24 protein-coding genes and 2 tRNA genes are annotated in these 16993 nt (G+C 59.3%); 15 read left to right on the top strand and 11 right to left on the bottom strand.

Features of this window, described 5'->3' with window-relative positions; all coding sequences use genetic code 11:
* Positions 1-42 precede the first annotated feature (42 nt).
* The 4 genes from ACR0I8_RS16025 (at position 43) to ACR0I8_RS16010 (ending at position 1702) form a co-directional block, all read left to right on the top strand.
* Positions 43-408, top strand: coding sequence for a RidA family protein (locus tag ACR0I8_RS16025; protein ID WP_170374876.1), 366 nt, complete (start codon positions 43-45; stop codon positions 406-408).
* Between the two features lie 79 nt (positions 409-487).
* The gene (locus ACR0I8_RS16020; protein ID WP_170480282.1) at positions 488-871 is read left to right on the top strand and encodes an NADH:ubiquinone oxidoreductase subunit NDUFA12; all 384 of its coding nucleotides are present in this window, start codon (positions 488-490) and stop codon (positions 869-871) included.
* A gap of 13 nt (positions 872-884) precedes the next feature.
* Complete coding sequence (mlaD, locus tag ACR0I8_RS16015) at positions 885-1337, top strand: outer membrane lipid asymmetry maintenance protein MlaD (RefSeq protein WP_170468107.1); 453 nt, start codon at positions 885-887, stop codon at positions 1335-1337.
* A complete protein-coding gene (locus tag ACR0I8_RS16010; RefSeq protein WP_170480279.1) occupies positions 1334-1702 on the top strand; it encodes a DUF2155 domain-containing protein in 369 nt (122 codons plus the stop codon). The genes mlaD and ACR0I8_RS16010 overlap by 4 nt, the downstream gene beginning before the upstream one ends.
* Here ACR0I8_RS16010 and aat read toward each other — a convergent pair.
* The 4 genes from aat to ACR0I8_RS15990 all read right to left on the bottom strand — a co-directional run bounded on the left by aat (position 1657) and on the right by ACR0I8_RS15990 (position 4888).
* Positions 1657-2289 (bottom strand): leucyl/phenylalanyl-tRNA--protein transferase, encoded by a 633-nt coding sequence (gene aat / locus ACR0I8_RS16005; RefSeq protein WP_480703384.1) that lies wholly within the window; start codon positions 2287-2289, stop codon positions 1657-1659. The genes ACR0I8_RS16010 and aat overlap by 46 nt on opposite strands.
* Positions 2290-2337: 48 nt before the next feature.
* Positions 2338-3687, bottom strand: a complete 1350-nt coding sequence (gene accC, locus ACR0I8_RS16000) for an acetyl-CoA carboxylase biotin carboxylase subunit (protein ID WP_170691772.1) — start codon at positions 3685-3687, stop codon at positions 2338-2340.
* 9 nt (positions 3688-3696) lie between these two features.
* Positions 3697-4200, bottom strand: coding sequence for an acetyl-CoA carboxylase biotin carboxyl carrier protein (accB, locus tag ACR0I8_RS15995; protein ID WP_170468101.1), 504 nt, complete (start codon positions 4198-4200; stop codon positions 3697-3699).
* A gap of 151 nt (positions 4201-4351) precedes the next feature.
* Positions 4352-4888 (bottom strand): LuxR C-terminal-related transcriptional regulator, encoded by a 537-nt coding sequence (locus ACR0I8_RS15990; RefSeq protein WP_170460784.1) that lies wholly within the window; start codon positions 4886-4888, stop codon positions 4352-4354.
* A gap of 189 nt (positions 4889-5077) precedes the next feature.
* Between ACR0I8_RS15990 and ACR0I8_RS15985 the strand changes: the two genes are divergently transcribed.
* The 5 genes from ACR0I8_RS15985 (at position 5078) to ACR0I8_RS15965 (ending at position 10982) form a co-directional block, all read left to right on the top strand.
* Positions 5078-6370, top strand: coding sequence for a helix-turn-helix transcriptional regulator (locus ACR0I8_RS15985; protein WP_170374891.1), 1293 nt, complete (start codon positions 5078-5080; stop codon positions 6368-6370).
* Positions 6371-6447: 77 nt separating this feature from the next.
* Positions 6448-6828 (top strand): response regulator, encoded by a 381-nt coding sequence (locus ACR0I8_RS15980; RefSeq protein WP_170374893.1) that lies wholly within the window; start codon positions 6448-6450, stop codon positions 6826-6828.
* On the top strand, positions 6825-7133 hold the full coding sequence (locus ACR0I8_RS15975) for a hypothetical protein (protein ID WP_170691774.1): 309 nt from the start codon (positions 6825-6827) through the stop codon (positions 7131-7133). Before ACR0I8_RS15980 ends, ACR0I8_RS15975 begins: the two co-directional genes overlap by 4 nt.
* Positions 7133-9811, top strand: a complete 2679-nt coding sequence (locus ACR0I8_RS15970) for an ATP-binding protein (RefSeq protein WP_170691776.1) — start codon at positions 7133-7135, stop codon at positions 9809-9811. Before ACR0I8_RS15975 ends, ACR0I8_RS15970 begins: the two co-directional genes overlap by 1 nt.
* Positions 9812-9887: 76 nt before the next feature.
* Positions 9888-10982: a FliM/FliN family flagellar motor C-terminal domain-containing protein gene (locus ACR0I8_RS15965; RefSeq protein ID WP_170691779.1), complete on the top strand. Its 1095-nt coding sequence runs from the start codon at positions 9888-9890 to the stop codon at positions 10980-10982.
* A 1-nt stretch (position 10983) separates the two neighbouring features.
* Here ACR0I8_RS15965 and ACR0I8_RS15960 read toward each other — a convergent pair whose 3' ends face one another.
* From ACR0I8_RS15960 to ACR0I8_RS15945, 4 genes are read right to left on the bottom strand one after another with little or no spacing between them, the layout of a single operon-like run.
* The gene (locus ACR0I8_RS15960; RefSeq protein WP_170691780.1) at positions 10984-11415 is read right to left on the bottom strand and encodes a TIGR01244 family sulfur transferase; all 432 of its coding nucleotides are present in this window, start codon (positions 11413-11415) and stop codon (positions 10984-10986) included.
* Positions 11416-11424: 9 nt separating this feature from the next.
* Positions 11425-11856 carry a DUF6691 family protein gene (locus ACR0I8_RS15955; protein WP_170554091.1) on the bottom strand — a complete coding sequence of 144 codons (432 nt, stop codon included), beginning with the start codon at positions 11854-11856 and terminating at the stop codon, positions 11425-11427.
* Positions 11856-12275, bottom strand: coding sequence for a YeeE/YedE thiosulfate transporter family protein (locus ACR0I8_RS15950; RefSeq protein ID WP_170691783.1), 420 nt, complete (start codon positions 12273-12275; stop codon positions 11856-11858). Before ACR0I8_RS15950 ends, ACR0I8_RS15955 begins: the two co-directional genes overlap by 1 nt.
* Before the next feature lie 30 nt (positions 12276-12305).
* The gene (locus ACR0I8_RS15945) at positions 12306-13169 is read right to left on the bottom strand and encodes an MBL fold metallo-hydrolase (RefSeq protein WP_170691785.1); all 864 of its coding nucleotides are present in this window, start codon (positions 13167-13169) and stop codon (positions 12306-12308) included.
* A 235-nt stretch (positions 13170-13404) separates the two neighbouring features.
* Between ACR0I8_RS15945 and ACR0I8_RS15940 the strand changes: the two genes are divergently transcribed.
* Positions 13405-13620, top strand: a complete 216-nt coding sequence (locus ACR0I8_RS15940; RefSeq protein WP_170468079.1) for a hypothetical protein — start codon at positions 13405-13407, stop codon at positions 13618-13620.
* 9 nt (positions 13621-13629) lie between these two features.
* On the opposite strand, the gene ACR0I8_RS15935 is transcribed toward ACR0I8_RS15940, so the two are convergent.
* On the bottom strand, positions 13630-13848 hold the full coding sequence (locus tag ACR0I8_RS15935; protein WP_170468076.1) for a hypothetical protein: 219 nt from the start codon (positions 13846-13848) through the stop codon (positions 13630-13632).
* 164 nt (positions 13849-14012) lie between these two features.
* On the opposite strand from ACR0I8_RS15935, the gene ACR0I8_RS15930 reads away from it, so the two are divergent.
* On the top strand, positions 14013-14279 hold the full coding sequence (locus ACR0I8_RS15930) for a DUF2312 domain-containing protein (protein ID WP_170374913.1): 267 nt from the start codon (positions 14013-14015) through the stop codon (positions 14277-14279).
* Positions 14280-14295: 16 nt separating this feature from the next.
* On the opposite strand, the gene ACR0I8_RS15925 is transcribed toward ACR0I8_RS15930, so the two are convergent.
* Positions 14296-15171, bottom strand: coding sequence for a hypothetical protein (locus ACR0I8_RS15925; protein ID WP_170691787.1), 876 nt, complete (start codon positions 15169-15171; stop codon positions 14296-14298).
* Between the two features lie 144 nt (positions 15172-15315).
* On the opposite strand from ACR0I8_RS15925, the gene ACR0I8_RS15920 reads away from it, so the two are divergent.
* The 3 genes from ACR0I8_RS15920 to ACR0I8_RS15910 all read left to right on the top strand — a co-directional run bounded on the left by ACR0I8_RS15920 (position 15316) and on the right by ACR0I8_RS15910 (position 15844).
* Positions 15316-15537, top strand: a complete 222-nt coding sequence (locus ACR0I8_RS15920) for a hypothetical protein (protein WP_170374917.1) — start codon at positions 15316-15318, stop codon at positions 15535-15537.
* A gap of 120 nt (positions 15538-15657) precedes the next feature.
* Positions 15658-15732 (top strand) — tRNA-Gly (locus ACR0I8_RS15915).
* A gap of 37 nt (positions 15733-15769) precedes the next feature.
* A tRNA-Gly gene (locus ACR0I8_RS15910) sits at positions 15770-15844 on the top strand.
* Between the two features lie 125 nt (positions 15845-15969).
* Here the strand turns inward: ACR0I8_RS15910 and ACR0I8_RS15905 are convergent.
* A complete protein-coding gene (locus ACR0I8_RS15905; RefSeq protein WP_050602861.1) occupies positions 15970-16209 on the bottom strand; it encodes an Lrp/AsnC family transcriptional regulator in 240 nt (79 codons plus the stop codon).
* 154 nt (positions 16210-16363) lie between these two features.
* Between ACR0I8_RS15905 and hisB the strand changes: the two genes are divergently transcribed.
* Positions 16364-16951: an imidazoleglycerol-phosphate dehydratase HisB gene (hisB, locus tag ACR0I8_RS15900; RefSeq protein WP_170460832.1), complete on the top strand. Its 588-nt coding sequence runs from the start codon at positions 16364-16366 to the stop codon at positions 16949-16951.
* The last annotated feature ends 42 nt before the right edge of the window (positions 16952-16993 follow it).

Below are 16993 nucleotides of genomic sequence, written 5' to 3'. Positions count from 1 at the left end.
TCGCAAAACCTCATGACTTTCAAATACTCGGAGAAATGAGCCGTGACCGCAATCAAGCGTATCTCTTCAGGTGGTGAATTTGAGGGCAAGGTCGGCTATTGCCGAGCCGTGGTGGCCGGAGGTTGGGTTCACGTTTCCGGCACTGTTGGACAGGGTGAGAGCGTTGTAGATCAATGCAGATCAGCCTTGGACGTCATTGGGAAAGCATTGGTAGAGGCTGGCGCAGGTTTCGCCGATGTTGTTCGTGTGACCTACATGCTGCCCGACCGGACCGAGTTCGAGCCTTGCTGGCCCGTTTTATCCGAAGTTTTTGGAGCCAATCCTCCAGCCGCGACGATGATTGAATGCGGTTTGATCGACACAAAATACCGGATCGAGATCGAAGTGACCGCTTTATTGCCGCAGTGACGCAGTTTCGCGGCGGGTACTGGACCTTGGCGCGCCTTTGGGTCATACCTTCTCGGGACCGAATTGCCGGAGGCGGATCATGGGCATCCTGAACACTCTTTTACGGGCCGTAACCTGGTGGAACGGGGCAACCCTTAACACACAGATTTTCACTGCGCGTAAAGGTGTTAAAGTTGGCGAGGACAATGAAGGCAACGTCTTTTATAAAACCGCCGATGACAGCAAACGCTGGGTGATTTTCAATGGTGAGGCTGAAGCCAGTAGGGTTGATCCAGATTGGCATGGATGGCTTCACCGCACCTGGGATGAGCCGCCGACAGACAAACCGCTGGCGCACAAGGCCTGGGAAAAACCGCATCAGGAGAACCTGACAGGCACCGCGCTTGCTTACACCCCTGCGGGGTCCTTGCGCCGGACAGAGCCTGTTGAGCGTAAGGACTACGAGGCCTGGAGCCCGGAATAAGACGAGGCGAGCAATGTCGACCCACAACTGGACCGAAGTATTCGTCGGCGGTGCCGTCTTGGCCTGCGCCGTCGCGTTTGGTGTTTATGCCAGCCAATCCACCGGCCTGTCGCAAGGCAGTGCCGGATATGAGCTGGGCGCGTCCTTCCGGTCGCTGGAAGGTGTCAATGTCGGCACCGATGTGCGCCTTGCGGGTGTCAAAATCGGGACCGTTACCGACGTGACCCTGAACCCTGAGACCTACCGCGCTGATACGACCTTTTCGGTCGCGGATGGTGTCCTCGTGCCAGATGACAGTGCCATCGTGATTTCGTCCGAGGGGCTGTTGGGGGGCAATTTTGTTGAGGTGATGCCCGGCGGGTCTCCGTTCTATTTTGAGCCCGGCGATCAGATCGAAGATACGCAGGGCGCGGTCAGCCTGATCTCGTTGCTGGTGAAGTTCGTCGCCGGAGACGGCAGCGAATGATGCGCGCTCTGGCATTTGCGTTGGCGCTGGCCGCGACATCCGCGACGGCACAGCAAACGGTTCAGTCCGGACCCGGCGCGATGTTGCGCGGCCTGGATAAGGTCAACGGTCAGACCGTGGATGTTGAGCTACAGACCGGTCAGACACAGGCCGTCTTTGGTCTGGATGTCGCCTTGGGGGATTGCCGCTTTCCCGTCGATAACCCGACCGGGGATGCGTTTGCCTTCCTGACCATATGGGAACAGGGCAAGGCGGAGCAGTTGTTCGACGGTTGGATGATCGCGACCTCTCCGGCGCTGAACGCTTTGGACCATTCGCGCTACGACGTTTGGGTGATCCGCTGTATCACCCCATCGGCGGACTGAGGCACCTCGGCGGCAAAGTCGGCGCTATCACCAATCGCTTCTTCCAGCGCTTTTCTATAGTCACTCCGGGGGATTTCGATCGCGCCGAGTGAGGCTAGATGGGCGGTCAGAAACTGTGTATCGAATAGCTGAAAACCGGTCTGTCGCAGGCGGTCCACCAGATAAGCCAGCGCAATTTTCGAGGCGTCGGTGCGACGTGAGAACATGCTCTCGCCAAAGAACGCAGCGCCCAGAGCCACTCCGAAAACGCCTCCGACAAGCTGGTCGTCTTCCCATACTTCCAGAGAATGCGCTTGGCCTGCGTTGTACACCTGTCGATACAGGTCGCGCAGCTCGGCGTTAATCCATGTGTCCGCACGATCGGCACACCCATCGACGACGCCTTCGAAATCCTGATTGATCGAGATGGTAAAGCCGCATCTCCGTAACCGCCGTGCAAGGCTGCGCGAGATGTGGAAACCGTCCAGTGGGAAAACCCCGCGGAATTTGGGGTCGACCCAGAACAGGTCCGGGTCATCGCGATGCTCGGCCATCGGGAAAATGCCGATCGAATAGCCATGCAGCAAAAGTTCTGGTGACAGGCTCATGGGAAGCATCCAAGGGCCGGGCGGCGCACGCCTACCGGCCCTGTGGGGTTAGTCGGCCATATTCTCCGCAAGCCAATGCTCCAGCCAGTGGATATTGTAGTCGCCGCTATGGATGTCCGGCTCCTGCAAGAGTGCGTGGAACAGAGGCACTGTGGTGTCGATGCCGTCTACGATCAGCTCTCCCAAAGCGCGTTCCAGACGGGCCAGCGCTTCGGCGCGGTCGCGGCCCTGAACGATCAGCTTGGCAATCAGCGAGTCGTAGTAGGGCGGGATCGAGTAGCCATCATAGAGCGCCGAATCCATCCGCACGCCTAGGCCACCCGGTGCGTGATACGCGCTGATCTTGCCTGGGCAGGGCGAGAAGTTGGGCAGCTTTTCCGCGTTGATCCGAACCTCGATGGCGTGACCATTGATCTCAAGGTCATCCTGCCCGAACGACATCGGCAGGCCCGAGGCCACGCGGATTTGTTCGCGCACCAGATCGACGCCGAAGATGCCCTCGGTCACCGGGTGTTCCACCTGTAGGCGGGTGTTCATCTCGATGAAGTAGAACTCGCCTTTTTCGTACAGGAACTCGATGGTGCCCGCGCCGATATAGTTGATCTTGGCCACCGCGTCGGCGCAGATCTTGCCGATCTTGGCGCGTTCTTCGGGGGTGATGCAGGGACCGGGGGCCTCTTCGAACACCTTCTGGTGACGACGCTGAAGCGAACAGTCGCGCTCCCCCAGATGGACGGCATTGCCTTTGCCGTCACCGAAGACCTGAATCTCGATATGGCGCGGCGTGGTGAGGTACTTTTCGATATAAACCTCATCATTGCCAAAGGCGGCTTTGCCTTCGGCACGTGCGGTCATGAAGGCGCTTTCCATCTCATCCGCCGTCTGCGCGACTTTCATGCCGCGACCGCCGCCACCCGCAGTGGCTTTGATGATGACAGGATAGCCGAATTCCTCACCGATACGCTTGGCGTCTTCCAACGTTGGAACGCCACCGTCGGAGCCGGGAACGCAGGGCACACCCAGCGCTTTCATCGTGTCCTTAGCGGTGATCTTGTCCCCCATGACACGGATATGTTCGGCGGTGGGGCCGATGAAGGTGATGTCGTGGTCTTCGACGATTTGCACAAACTCGGCATTCTCGGATAGGAAGCCATAGCCGGGATGGATCGCCTGCGCGCCGGTGATCTCACAGGCCGAGATGATGGCGGGGACGGACAGATAGCTTTGCGGGCTGGGCGGGGGGCCGATGCAGACCGATTCGTCCGCCATGCGCACATGCATCGCGTCGCTGTCGGCGGTGGAGTGGACGGCGACCGTCTTAATCCCCATCTCGCGCGCGGCGCGGATGACGCGCAGGGCGATCTCGCCTCGGTTGGCAATCAGGATCTTGTCGAACATGGGCCCGCCTTACTCGATGATGACCAGAGGGGTGCCGAATTCCACAGCGTCGCCATCGCCGACCAGAATGCGTTTCACGGTGCCCGACTTGGGCGCGTGGATGTGGTTCATCGTCTTCATCGCTTCGACGATCAGCAGCGTGTCTCCTTCGGAAACGGACGCTCCGACCGAAACGAAAGAGGGCGCGCCGGGCTCGGGCTGCATGTAAACCGTGCCGACCATGGGTGAGGTCACAGCGCCGGGATGGCTGGCCGGGTCTTCCACATCCGCGGCGGGGGCTGCGGGGGCTGCTGCAGGGGCCGGCGCGGCAGCGACAGGAGCTGCAGCTGCGGCCGGAACGGCGACCTGAACCGGAGCGGCAACCGCCTGCGTTGCGCGGCTGACGCGCACGTTCAGGCTGTCTTCCTCGCCATATTCGCGTTTGACCTGCAACTCGGTCAGGTCATTTTCGCGCAGCAATTCGGCCAAGGCTTTGATGAACGCCACATCCGCTTCGTGTTTGGTATCTGTCATGAGTATCCTCGAAGGTTCCCCTTTGGCCCGTCTGTATCTACGCGGGCTTCGATCTGATTACGCAGGGTTATAAGCTAAGCAAGCAGCCATGAAAAGCGCCGTTTAAGCCTGAAAACAGGGGGTTTGGATGGTTTGTCGTGAGTGGTTGTACCTACAGGGGCATACCAGAGAGCTTTGCGACCAGTTCTGGCAGTTTCCGAGCACCGAATTTTTCCAGCAGCCGGGCGCGGTAGGCCTCGATCGTACGGTAGCTCAAGCCCAGCTCCATCCCGATTTCCTTGGCAGACAGGCCGCGGCAGGACAGGATCGCCACTTCGCGCTCGCGCACGGTCAGTTCTACCAGCGGGCGCTCCTCCGAGATGTCGGAAAAGCTCCAGATTCCATGGCGAAATGGGTCGTCAGGGGTCAGCGATCGCCCACGTGCGCGGCACCAGAACAGGTCTCCGTTCCGGCGGCGCATCACCCGTTCATCGGTGTAGTAGCCGGTGTCGCGCATCACCTGCAGGCTGCGTTGTCCGATTCTCTCCCAATCCGCGACCGAAGGGTAGAGATGCAGCAAGGGCATGTTGTTGTATTCGGCTTCATCCCCGCCAAAGGTGCGCGCAAATTGCAAGTTGCACCGTCGGATGATGCGGTTTTCCAATTCGACAAGGCCGATGGGTGCATATTCAAAAGCAGGATCGCTCATACCCATATGGTGGCGGTAAATGCAGGAAATGAGAAGGGGCGAAGCGCGTCTGGCGGTACTGCCGAGGACCGGAAGTTGTTAATCTTGTCAATTCATCCTGAAAACTGATGCATAACATCAAGAAAATGATAGGATAAACTGAAAACACGGCCAGCCAAAGATAGCTAAACGTGACTGAGGACTTTGATCATGCGGGATTTGCTGACCGGTAGCCGGATCCGCGAACGGCGGCAGATCGCGGGTCTGAGACAGGCAGAGCTTGCGCGTCAGGTGGGGATCTCGGCCTCTTATCTGAACCTGATCGAACACAACCGCCGCCGGATCGGGGGCAAATTGCTGGTCGATATCGCCGGGGCGCTGGCGGTTGAGCCGTCCGTGTTGACGCAAGGGATCGAAGCAACCTTGATATCGGCTTTGCGCGAAGCGGCGGCCGATGCGGTGGGCCAGCAAGCCGAGATTGAAACGCTTGAGGAATTCGCAGGCCGCTTTCCCGGTTGGTCCGGGGTTTTGGCGCAGATGCATCGTCGTGTGGTGTCGCTGGAACGGACGGTTGCAACGCTTTCGGATCGGTTGACCCATGACCCGCATCTGGCGGCCTCCATGCACGAAGTGCTGTCGACTGCAGCGGCGATTCGGTCGACAGCAGCGATTCTGGCAGACCCGCAGGATATCGACGCCGAGTGGCAGGATCGGTTCCACCAGAACCTTCATCAGGATGCCGAACGACTGGCCGACAGCTCTAAAGCGCTGGTGACCTATCTGGACGAAAGCGATACGTCGAAAGACCCGCGTGGCGCACCGCTGGAAGAGGTCGAGGTGTTTCTTGAGTCGCGCGGCTACAGTTTTCCCGAACTCGACGCCGGGCAAGGGACAGAGGTCATTGATCTAGAGGGTCTAAATACCTTGGCTGCACGTAACCTTGCAGGGGAATGGCTTAAGCAGAGTGAGGCTGATGCCAAGGCCATGCCGCTGGATGACCTCAAAACCACTCTGGCGGATGGTGACCTGAACCCTCTGGAACTGGCGCAGCGATTCTCGGTCGATCTGCCGACAGTGTTCCGACGCTTGGCCAGCCAGCCCGAAGAGGTGCTGAACCGCCCAGTGGGGCTGGTGGTTTGCGACGGTTCAGGCAGTATCCTGTTTCTGAAGCCTGTCCCCGGCCTGTCACTGCCGCGCCACGGCGAGGCCTGCCCGCACTGGCCGCTGTTTTCCGCGTTGAACCGGCCGCTGGTTCCGATCAGACGCCAGGTCGCGCAACAAGGGCGGGCCGCCGCGATGTTCGAATGTCACGCCTACGCCTGGCCGCATGGCGTGTCCGGATACGATCAGGAACCCTCATATCGCGCGGCCATGCTGATATGGCCGCTGGTCGAGGCCGAACCGAACTCAAAGGCGACACGGGTCGGGCCAAGCTGCCGGATTTGCCCAAGCGGCGATTGCGGTTCTCGTCGCGAGCCGTCAATTCTCAGCGAAGGCTTTTGACAGGTTCCCGAACAACCGCTTAATCTGGCGATGACTGGTTCCGGGGTGGAGGCCAGTCATCGGGAGGATATACACAAATGAGCCGTAAGGTTCTGTTAATTGAGGATGAGCCCAACATCGCCGAGGCCATCCGGTTCTTGCTGACTCGTGAGGGGTGGCAGGTCGAGACACATGGCGATGGTGCGGATGCGCTTCAGGTCATTCAGGGCGCGCAGCCTGATCTGGTGATTCTGGACGTAATGCTGCCGGGCAAGAGTGGGATGGACATTCTGCGCGATCTGCGCGCCTTGGACGAAATGCAGGACCTGCCGGTTCTGATGCTGACCGCGCGCGGGCAGTCCAGAGATCGTGAGATGGCCGAGAATGCGGGTGTCAGCCGTTTTATGACCAAACCGTTTTCCAACGCTGAGGTGCTGACCGCCGTGCGCGATCTGCATGCGCAGGCAACGCAGTTATGACTTCGCCCGAGGGTCAGGACCGCACGTCGCGCGGTGCGCGGCCCTCGTTGTTTCTGGAACGGCAAAGCTATCGCCGGCGTAGGTTGGCGGATTCGGCTCGGTTACTACCATTTCTAGGCGGAGCGCTGTTGGTGTTGCCGCTGCTGTGGCCGGATGCCGAGTCTGAAACCGGCGGTGTGCCGCTGTCGTCGGCGATTTTCTACATCTTCGCCTGCTGGATCGGTCTGATTCTGGTCAGCCTAATTTTTGGCTTCATCGCCCGGCGCACCGGCGCGGATGACAACTCTGAGGCGGATGCGGGCTGATGGCAACGCTGAACGTCCTGATTCTGGTCTGTCTGGGCTATGTCGTTCTGCTGTTCGGCGTGGCATTTGCCGCAGACAGAATGGCGGCTGCGGGGAGGGGCAAATGGCTGCGCTCCCCTTTGATCTACACGCTGTCCCTGTCGATCTACTGCACGGCTTGGACCTTTTACGGCGCAGTTGGCAACGCGGCAAGGTCGGGGTTGGAGTTCGTGACAATCTACCTCGGGCCGACGCTTGTGATGATCAGTTGGTGGTGGGGGCTACGCAAACTGGTTCGGGTCGGGCGCAGCCAGCGCGTGACCTCGATCGCGGACCTGTTGTCCTCGCGCTATGGCAAATCGAACACGCTTGCTGTGTGCGTCACGATTTTGGCCGTGATTGGCGGCACGCCTTATATCGCGCTGCAATTGCAGTCGATTACCCTGTCTTTCTCGATCTTTGCCGAGGCCGACCCCTCGGGCCTCTATCGCGAAGGCTCCAGCGTGTTCTGGGTGGCGGCTGGGCTGGCGATGTTTGCGATCCTGTTCGGCACCCGCAATCTGGATGCCAATGAACGCCACCACGGTGTGGTCACAGCCATTGCGGTCGAGTCGGTGGTCAAACTTTTTGCGCTGGTGGCTGTCGGTATCTTCGTGGTCTGGGGCGTTGCCGGTGGCTTTGGCCCGATGATGGAGCGCATCGACGCCTCCGAAATTGGTAAATGGCAAGTGGATGCCGGTCGCTGGACGACCTTTATTTTCCTGTCCGCCGCCGCCTTTGTGTGCTTGCCGCGCATGTTCCAGGTGATGGTGGTTGAGAATGATGACGAAGGCCATCTGCGCACCGCCGCCTGGGCTTTTCCGCTCTACCTTCTTCTGATGAGCTTGTTTGTCGTCCCCATCGCCGTTGTCGGGCTTGATATGCTGCCGGAAGGGTCCAACCCGGATCTGTTCGTTCTTACCGTACCGTTGTCTCAGGGCAAGGACGGTCTGGCGATGCTGTCCTTTATCGGAGGGTTCTCGTCAGCGACCTCGATGGTGATCGTAACGGCAATGGCCCTGTCGACGATGGTGTCGAACCACGTCGTGATGCCGATCTGGCTGAACACGCACGAGCGGGTCGGGTCTGTACCGGGAGACGTGCGCAACATCGTACTGATGGCGCGGCGTATCTCGATCGCTGCGATCATGGCGCTCGGTTATTTCTACTACAGCCTGTCTGGCGGCGGCGCGGCGCTGGCTTCGATCGGGTTGGTAGCCTTTAGCGGTATTTCGCAAATCCTGCCGGCGATGGTCGGCGGATTGTTCTGGCGCGGAGCCACCAGAACCGGTGCCCTGGCAGGTTTGACCGTGGGTTTTGTTCTATGGATCTACACGCTGCTTCTTCCCGGAATGGGGGCGGCGTGGATGCCCGAGAGTGTGCTACTGAACGGACCATTTGGTATTGCATGGTTGCGACCTCAGGCCTTGTTCGGGATCGAAGGTATCGACCCAATGGTGCATTCCGTGATGTGGTCGATTTCCCTGAATGCCGTGGTGTTCTGCGTCGCATCCCTGCTGAGCTTTCCCAGCCCGTTGGAGCGGCTTCAGGGCGCGCAATTCGTCAATGTCTTTGACCACTCGGTCGCGCCGCGCGGTTGGACCGGGTCGGTTGCGCAAAGTGAAGACTTGATGATTATGACCCAGCGCATTCTGGGCACATTGCCCGCCCAGGAACTATTCCAGCGCGAGGCCGAGCTTCAGGGCGGGCGCTCACCATTGCCCGAGCCGACACCCGGGTTTCTGGCCCGGCTTGAGAGGGAGCTCAGCGGCTCAGTAGGAGCGGCGACGGCACATGCGATGATCGGGCAGATCGTGGGCGGTGCCTCGGTATCGGTCGAGGACCTCCTGGCAGTTGCCGACGAATCCGCGCAATTGCTGGAATACTCCAGTCAGTTGGAGGAAAAATCTGCCGAACTTAGCCGCACGGCACGCCAGTTGCGCGATGCCAACGCAAAGCTCACCCAAATATCCGAGCAGAAGGACAGCTTCCTCAGCCAAGTCAGTCATGAATTGCGCACGCCTATGACCTCGATCCGGGCATTTTCCGAGATCATGCGCGACACCCAGGGGCTGAGCGACGAAGAACAGACCCGCTATGCCGCAATCATTCACGACGAGGCGCTTCGCCTGACACGTCTGCTGGACGATCTGCTCGACCTCAGCGTTCTTGAGAACGGGCAGGTCAGGCTGAACCTCGGCGACGATACGTTGCGTTCGGTTCTGGATCGGTCGATCTCCAGCGCGCTGGCGGGCACGGATCAGCGGCTGATTGTGCGGCGCAGCAAGGCATCCGAGCGTATCCCCTTGCAAACTGATCTCGACCGCTTGGGGCAGGTGTTTATCAACCTTATCTCCAACGCGCGAAAATACTGTGATGCTGACGAGCCCGTTCTGACGATCTCGGCGCATGATGTGGGCGGGCAGCTGGTTGTGGACTTCATCGACAATGGCAGCGGGGTGCCGCCTGAGGCGCGGTCGATGATCTTTGAGAAATTCGCGCGGGTCGGAGGGGATAAGGCCGGCGGTGCCGGGCTGGGTTTGGCGATTTGCCGCGAGATCATGCACCGTTTGGGCGGTGATATCACATATCTGCCGGGGCAGGGCGGCGCGGCGTTCCGGGTCAGCCTGCCTTTGGCCTACCGACAAGCGGCGCAATAGTTCAGTTTAAAGAAGTTCGTAACCTCTGCCGGGTTACACCAAGACTCACGACAAGAAATCGGATGGTACCGAAGCCATGGCACAATCGGCCGGCGCCGCTCTGGCGCGTAAATTGTCATTGGGGCAGGGGGATTTGGGGGATCGACCCCGCTCGATCCTGCGGGCGTTGCGTCTGGGCTTTGCGCGGGCCGCAGGTGAGCGTTTGAATCTTCCGCTGGCTATTATTGGTGCAAAGCAGGCAGACCGGCCGCAGGCTGGCCTTGCGGCCACATTGCCCGAGGATTGGCTGCTTCTGAAATTTACGGGGCCAGAGGGGGTTGCCGCGGCCTGTCTGGATTTGAACTGCGTCTCGGCCATCGTTCAGACCCAAACAATTGGTGAGGTTACACCGGACGCGCCCGCCGCGAGAGGCTTTACCTATACGGACGCCGCCATGGCCGCCCCGCTGGTCGAGGATGCATTGCGCCGCGCCGTCGGTCTGGTCGATGCGGCAGATCAGCAGGGTTTGACTGGGTATGAGTATACCTCACGGGCGGCGGATTTGCGCGGCCTGACCTTGTCGCTGGTGGCCGACAGCTACCGCGTTTTTGATCTGACAGTGGAGCTTGCTGGCGGGTTGCGTCAGGGCCAGATCACGATTGTGCTGCCTGATCCGCCCGCGCCGGATGAGGCTGAGACCGAGCTGGACGTCGATACGGGCCCTCGGCTGAAGCAGTCATCAGGCGTTGTCCGGGCCGAGCTGAACGCCGTGGTGTGCCGGATGAGGTTGCCTTTGGCGCATCTGTCGGCGCTTGAGGTGGGCAGCCTGTTACCGCTGACTGGCGCGCGGTTGGACCGGACTGAGGTTCTGACCATCGAGCGCACACGCGCCTCGGTCGGGCGTCTGGGGCAGTCGGGCGGGATGCGCGCGGTTCGGCTGAATGAAAACGTACCGCTGCCTGCGCTGGACGCGTTGGAGTCCGCCGAATTCATAGAAAGCCGCCCCGCCAATGTCCGGGGCGAAATGGCTGACACAGGCGTAGATATCCTGTCCGACCCTCTCGATCTGGTCGCGAGCCCCTCGGTTGCCGATCCGGTCGACGACGACCTGAGCCTTGTTGAACCCGATCGAATGGTCGCGGAAATCTCGCAACTTGCGGGTCTCGATGGCTCGGAGAAAACAGAGTTCTGATTTAGTCCGACGTGTTGCGCAACTGATCCAAAGTTGGGCGCAGCTGCTCCAATTGGTATCCAGCATTGGTGGTAGCAGTCAGAATCTCATCCGTACTCATCTGGTCGCATTGACCCAGAGCCCAAACGACCGAGCAACGCGTGCCGGACGCGCAATACGCCAGAACCGGGCCAGAGCAATTTTCGGCCATACCCCGCTGCCGGGCGACGTTTTCGGGCGTCATGGTCTGGTGGGTCAGTTCCAGCACCTCGTATTCCAGCCCGGCTGCGCGGACCGCGTCTCCGATGGCATCTGATTGCATGATCTCGGGAACTTCAGCATTGGGTCGGTTGCAGATAACCTTGACGAAGCCGGCCTCGGCAATGGCGGGTACGTCCTCGACAGTGATCTGCGGGGACACGGCGTAGCGGGGGGTTATTGGTCGAATCTCCATGCCAATTGATTAGGCCGCGTTGGCCGCCCTGTCCAGTTGCGCGCGCAGCCCCGGCGCCAACCGCATCCCCGCCGCCATCGCAACCAGAAAGACGGCGCTGCTGGTCCCGCCATAGGACAGTGCCGCCATGGCTGGGCCGGGGCATAGGCCGACCAATCCCCAGCCTGCGCCAAACAGGACTGAGCCGAGGATCAGCCCTCGGTCAAGTTCGGTCCGTGCAGGTGCGGGAAATGTGCCGCCAGTCAACGGTTGGCGGGTCTTGGTCACGCGCCACGCGACCAACATGGGAAGAATCGCGCCGCCCATGACAAAGGCCAGAGTCGGGTCCCATGCGCCGAAGATATCCAACCAGCCTTGTACCTTTTGAGTATCCGTCATCCCCGACAGCAATAGCCCCGCGCCAAAAAGCGCGCCCGATAGCAAAGCGATCAACAACCGCATCAGATCACCCCCAAACCGTGGCGGAACAAGGCCAAAACCACCGCTCCAGCAGCGATATAGATGAGGGTCGCAACAATCCCGCGCAGAGAAAACCGAGAGATGCCGCAGACCCCATGGCCCGATGTGCATCCGTTGGCCAGCCGCGTGCCAATGCCAACCAGCAGCCCGGCCACGACCAGAAGGCCCAGATTTTCTGTCAGGTGAGTTTGAGGCTGTTCGCTCATCAGGCGGCTCATGATCAGCGGCATACCGATCAGTCCCACGACAAATGCCAGTTTCTCGCGCCTTGCCGGGCCGTCGATTAAACCTCCCAGAATGCCACTGGCCCCCATGATCCGGCCATTGCCAAGCAGGTAAAGCGCAGCGCCGCAGCCGATCAGGATGCCGCCACAAAGGCCCCATATCCAGTCCGGGTTCATTCTATGTCCATCCTATACTGTTGGCGCAGGTCACAGCTTGTTGATCGGCAACTTCAGGAAAACATCGCCCTGTTCGTCGGCCGGGGGCATCTGGCCCGCGCGCATATTGACCTGAAGCGACGGCAGAATCAGCCGGGGTTTGGAAAGGGTCGCGTCGCGCGCATTCCGCATTTCAACGAACTCTTCGATGCTGCGACCTTTCCCGATATGGATGTTCAGCGCCTTTTGCTCGCCCACCGTTGTCTCCCACGCATACTCATCCCGGCCCGGAGCCTTGTAGTCGTGCCCCACAAAAATGCGGGTCTCATCGGGCAGAGACAGGATCTTCTGGATCGACTCAAAAAGCACCTCGGATGAGCCGCCCGGGAAATCACATCGTGCGGTGCCGAAATCGGGCATGAACAAGGTGTCGCCGACAAAAGCGGCATCGCCGATCACATAGGTCAGGCAGGCCGGCGTATGACCGGGTGTGTGCAGCACATCGCCTCGCATCTGTCCGATGTGGAAACTGTCGCCCTCGCGGAAGAGGGCATCAAACTGGCTGCCATCGCGCTGGAACTCGGTCCCTTCGTTGAAGATTTTGCCAAAGGTCTCTTGCACCTCGACGATGTGATGTCCGATCCCGATTTTGCCGCCCAGTTCCTGCTGCAGATATGGCGCAGCCGAGAGGTGATCTGCATGCACATGGCTTTCCAAAATCCACTCGGTCTTGAGGTCATTGTCGCGCACATAAGCGATGATCTGATCGGCAGAGCTTGTCCCCGTCCGGCCCGAGGCATGATCGAAATCCAGAACGCTATCGATAATCGCACAAGCGCGGCTACTGTCTTCGTGGACGACGTACGAGACCGTAAAGGTCTGGTCGTCGAAGAACGCTTTCACTTTTGGCTTCATGGTCTCCTCCACTTAGACGACATATAAGAAAAACAGAATATGATACAAGAGCCAGTTTGGTTTTTGATGTCCGTCAAGGCACGACAGATGAAATTTGCCTAAACTTTAACCCAGACGCGCAGATTTGCCGAACAGGGTATTTTAGCGGGCAATAAACCGCCATCGTTTCCGGTAGCATCTTCGTGTCGTATCCGCGTTACCTATATCGGGGATACTGACAATTGGGAGGATCACAATGACGACAGATAACCTCTATTTCGAAGCGCAAGAGCTAGAGCAAAAACTTCAGAACGCGTGTCTGGATACCCGGTTGGCGCTGCAGCCCAGTTTCAGCAAGATCGTAGATCGCATGCGTCAGCAGGGGATGCATGTTCCGTCGCGCATGCGCCGACTGGATGCGGCCCTGTGCGAGGACGCGATGGAAGCGCGGTTTGACAATTTGCCGATCTGATCGGTCGGGTTATCCCAGCGAAATGCCGAGGATGACCAGCATTAGCCCCATGACCGACAGAAACAACGCCCCAAGGTTCCAGGGCAGAACACCCTGAACAACAGCGCGCAGTTCGTCATCTGAAAGGCCCGCTTTGCGGGCCTTCATTACGCGCAGAATACACCAGATCAGACCGACAAGCCCGGCCACTGACAGGGCGGCGCCGCCCCAGGTGATGATTTCGAACATGGTTGCCTGCCTTTGCTGGTGCCGTGTTTTTGCGCTTAGCGGATCAGGGGCCTGCCGACAAGCCCGCCCATGGGATTGGGTGCTTGCGACCCGGGCACCGGCAATGTATCCGGCACCATGCCCGATGTCTCAGCATCGCAATTCAGCCTCTGGGAGAGACCTACATGGAAGACATGACCGAAGATCAGGCCGCCGCCAACTACCGCGTGACAGCAGGCGAGCTGCGCCAGTTCATCGAACGGATCGAGCGTCTGGATGCCGAAAAGAAAGATCTGGCCGAGCAACAGAAAGAGGTCATGGCCGAAGCGAAAGCGCGCGGTTACGACACCAAGGTCATGCGCAAACTGGTCGCTCTGCGCAAGCGCGACAAGGATGATATCGCCGAAGAAGAGGCGGTTCTCGAAATGTATAAGGAAGCGCTGGGTATGTAATGCAATGCAGCCCGTGTCAGGGCTGCAGCACCCTTACGCCCGGCATGGCGCGTAGTGCCGCGAGATCCTGTTCGTAGATCTCGGAAAACGCGCTGACCACATCGGAATTCCAACCCGAAATCTCAAGCTCTTCTTCGATCTGCGCCGGGTCGGCATGTTCATCAAACAGATGGGTCAGACTATCCCGCAGCATGTCCCGATCCTGCCACGCTATTTGTTCCAACAGTTGCGTTAGTTCTGCACGGCCCGCGTCCGTTAGCACTGAGGCAAGGAACGCGTATTCATGTTGCAGGGCCGCCTTATCGGGTAGTCTTGCAAGCGTTCTGAGGATATCGCCCCAGATAAGCGGAGTGTCCTCATTGGCCCAGAGCGTGATCTGAACGTTCGGAGCCGTTTCCCGCAACTCGTTGATCATGGTCAGCCAGTTCAGGCTGCTCAGGTCGGTGTTCCCTAGAACGGCTTTCCGCCGCTCTTCGGGCAGGGACATCAGCAGTTTCGAGATGAAGCTCGCTGGGTTCACCAGCGCTAAACACAGCTCGATTTGATCCGCCTCTAGAACACGGTCCAGGAACGCAATCCGCTCGGCCGCATTTGGATAAAACTGCCCGTGCAGAATCGCGGCTCGTCTGGGGCCAAAAACCTTGTCGCTGGACAGGACAACGCGATCACAAGTGGTGCGGTCGGGAAGAACCTCATTCAGGCCTATAAGAACCTCTGGCAGAGGCACTCCGGTTGTCATGGAATCTGAGGCGACTTTCACAAACTGCCGCCCCTGCGCGAGGTCCAGAGGGATGACCCGCTGCTGGTTCAGAACCGACGCGTTCGCGATAAGGGTTTCGATCAACCGGTCATTGTCGGAAAAGGCCACGCCTGCGTGGATAACAACCTGCATCTTCGTCCTGTTTTTGCCGGGCTCCTTTCTCCGGTGTTACATCCTGCGCCTTCATCGGTAAATGCCGTAACTGGCAAGCGGCTTGTTGGCTGCTAGGGTCGTTGCGGAGAGATCGACATTTGGCGCCCGTCCGCAGAGGTCAGCTTGGACCACGCCTACGCCGAATGCGATACCCTTTTGGCAGGTCCCGGCAAGATTGCCTATCCGGTCAAAATCTGCCGCTCATACATAGGGGAGGGGACCTCGGCCAACGGATCGTCCTCGGGCGGGCAGAGCAATACCGCGAAAACAATCAGCGCCGCCAACAGTGCCGTCTTCATTTCGGCCAATGCCCTTGATTTCATCACGCGTCCCTTCGCCTTGTAAGCCTCATTACCCATTCAACGCGTCAGCTCCGAATTTCCGTCGAAAGATTTTTACAGGTTTTTGTCTTTTTCCGCTTGCAGGCTCGCGCGGGAATTTATACATCCCTCCTCACTCAACGGCGCGGGCGTAGCTCAGGGGTAGAGCATAACCTTGCCAAGGTTAGGGTCGGGCGTTCGAATCGCCTCGCCCGCTCCATTGAGTTAAGGTCTTCGGACCAACATATGTATCTGATGCGGGCGTAGCTCAGGGGTAGAGCATAACCTTGCCAAGGTTAGGGTCGGGCGTTCGAATCGCCTCGCCCGCTCCAGATGCAAACTTTTCCAACTGATCAATTTCGATGTGAACGCGGTGCCTGAGCGTCTGTGTTTAGCTGTGGCCCGGATGTCTTTCGCTACCGGGCCGATTCTGCCGCATCAAGAGTGCAGGTTCAGATCAGAACGCTTTGAACGTCATCGTGGTCAAGGATCGTTCGATGTTTGGAATCACCAGCAGGTGTTCGTTGATGAAATGGCCCACATCCTCGGTTTCGGGGATATAGAGCTTCAGCAGCAGGTCGTATTCGCCGCTGGTGGAATAAAGCTCTGAGTGAATCTCGCGCAGGGCGATCTCTTCGGCGACCTTGTAGGTGGTGCCGGGTTTGCAGCGGATCTGGATAAAAACGCAGGTGGACATGTGCCGGGCCTTTTGACTTGAGTTTCCGGCAGGCTGGCATGGCCCGGACCTGTGTGCAATCCCCTGCAACAGTTTGTACCGATTGCGCTGCGGGCACTGGATCAACCCGCCCAACCCCGTCTATAAGCGCGCCTGTAGCAAAAGGAATTCGCCCATGCGCAGCGCAAAGATCAGCCGTCAGACCGCCGAGACCGAGATCTCGGTCGAGGTCAATCTGGACGGCACCGGCCAGTATGACAACCAGACCGGCGTTGGCTTCTTTGACCACATGCTGGATCAGTTGGCGCGTCATTCGCTGATCGACATGACGATCAGCGCCAAGGGCGACTATCACATCGACGACCACCACACGGTCGAAGACACCGGCATCGCGCTGGGTCAGGCTCTGACGCAGGCATTGGGCGACAAGAAAGGCATCCGCCGCTACGGCGAGTGTCATTTGCCTATGGACGACGCTCAGGTGCGTTGTGCGCTGGACCTGTCCGCGCGCCCGTTCCTGATCTGGAACGTGGACCTGCCCACCCAGAAGATCGGCACCTTCGACACCGAGCTGGTTCGCGAGTTTTTTCAGGCGCTCAGCACCCATGGCGGCATCACGCTGCACATCGACCAGCTGCACGGTTTCAACAGCCACCATATCGCTGAGGCTGCCTTTAAGGCCGTTGCCCGCGCCCTGCGTGATGCGGTCGAAACCGACCCGCGCAAGGCGGATGCGATTCCGTCAACGAAGGGCGCGTTGTAAGCGTAACCCGAAAAGTGGGCACCGGTTTTCGGACAAGTTGCG

It is taken from the genome of Ruegeria sp. BG9 (genome assembly GCF_056538305.1).
This window is presented reverse-complemented; position numbering and strand designations above follow the sequence as displayed.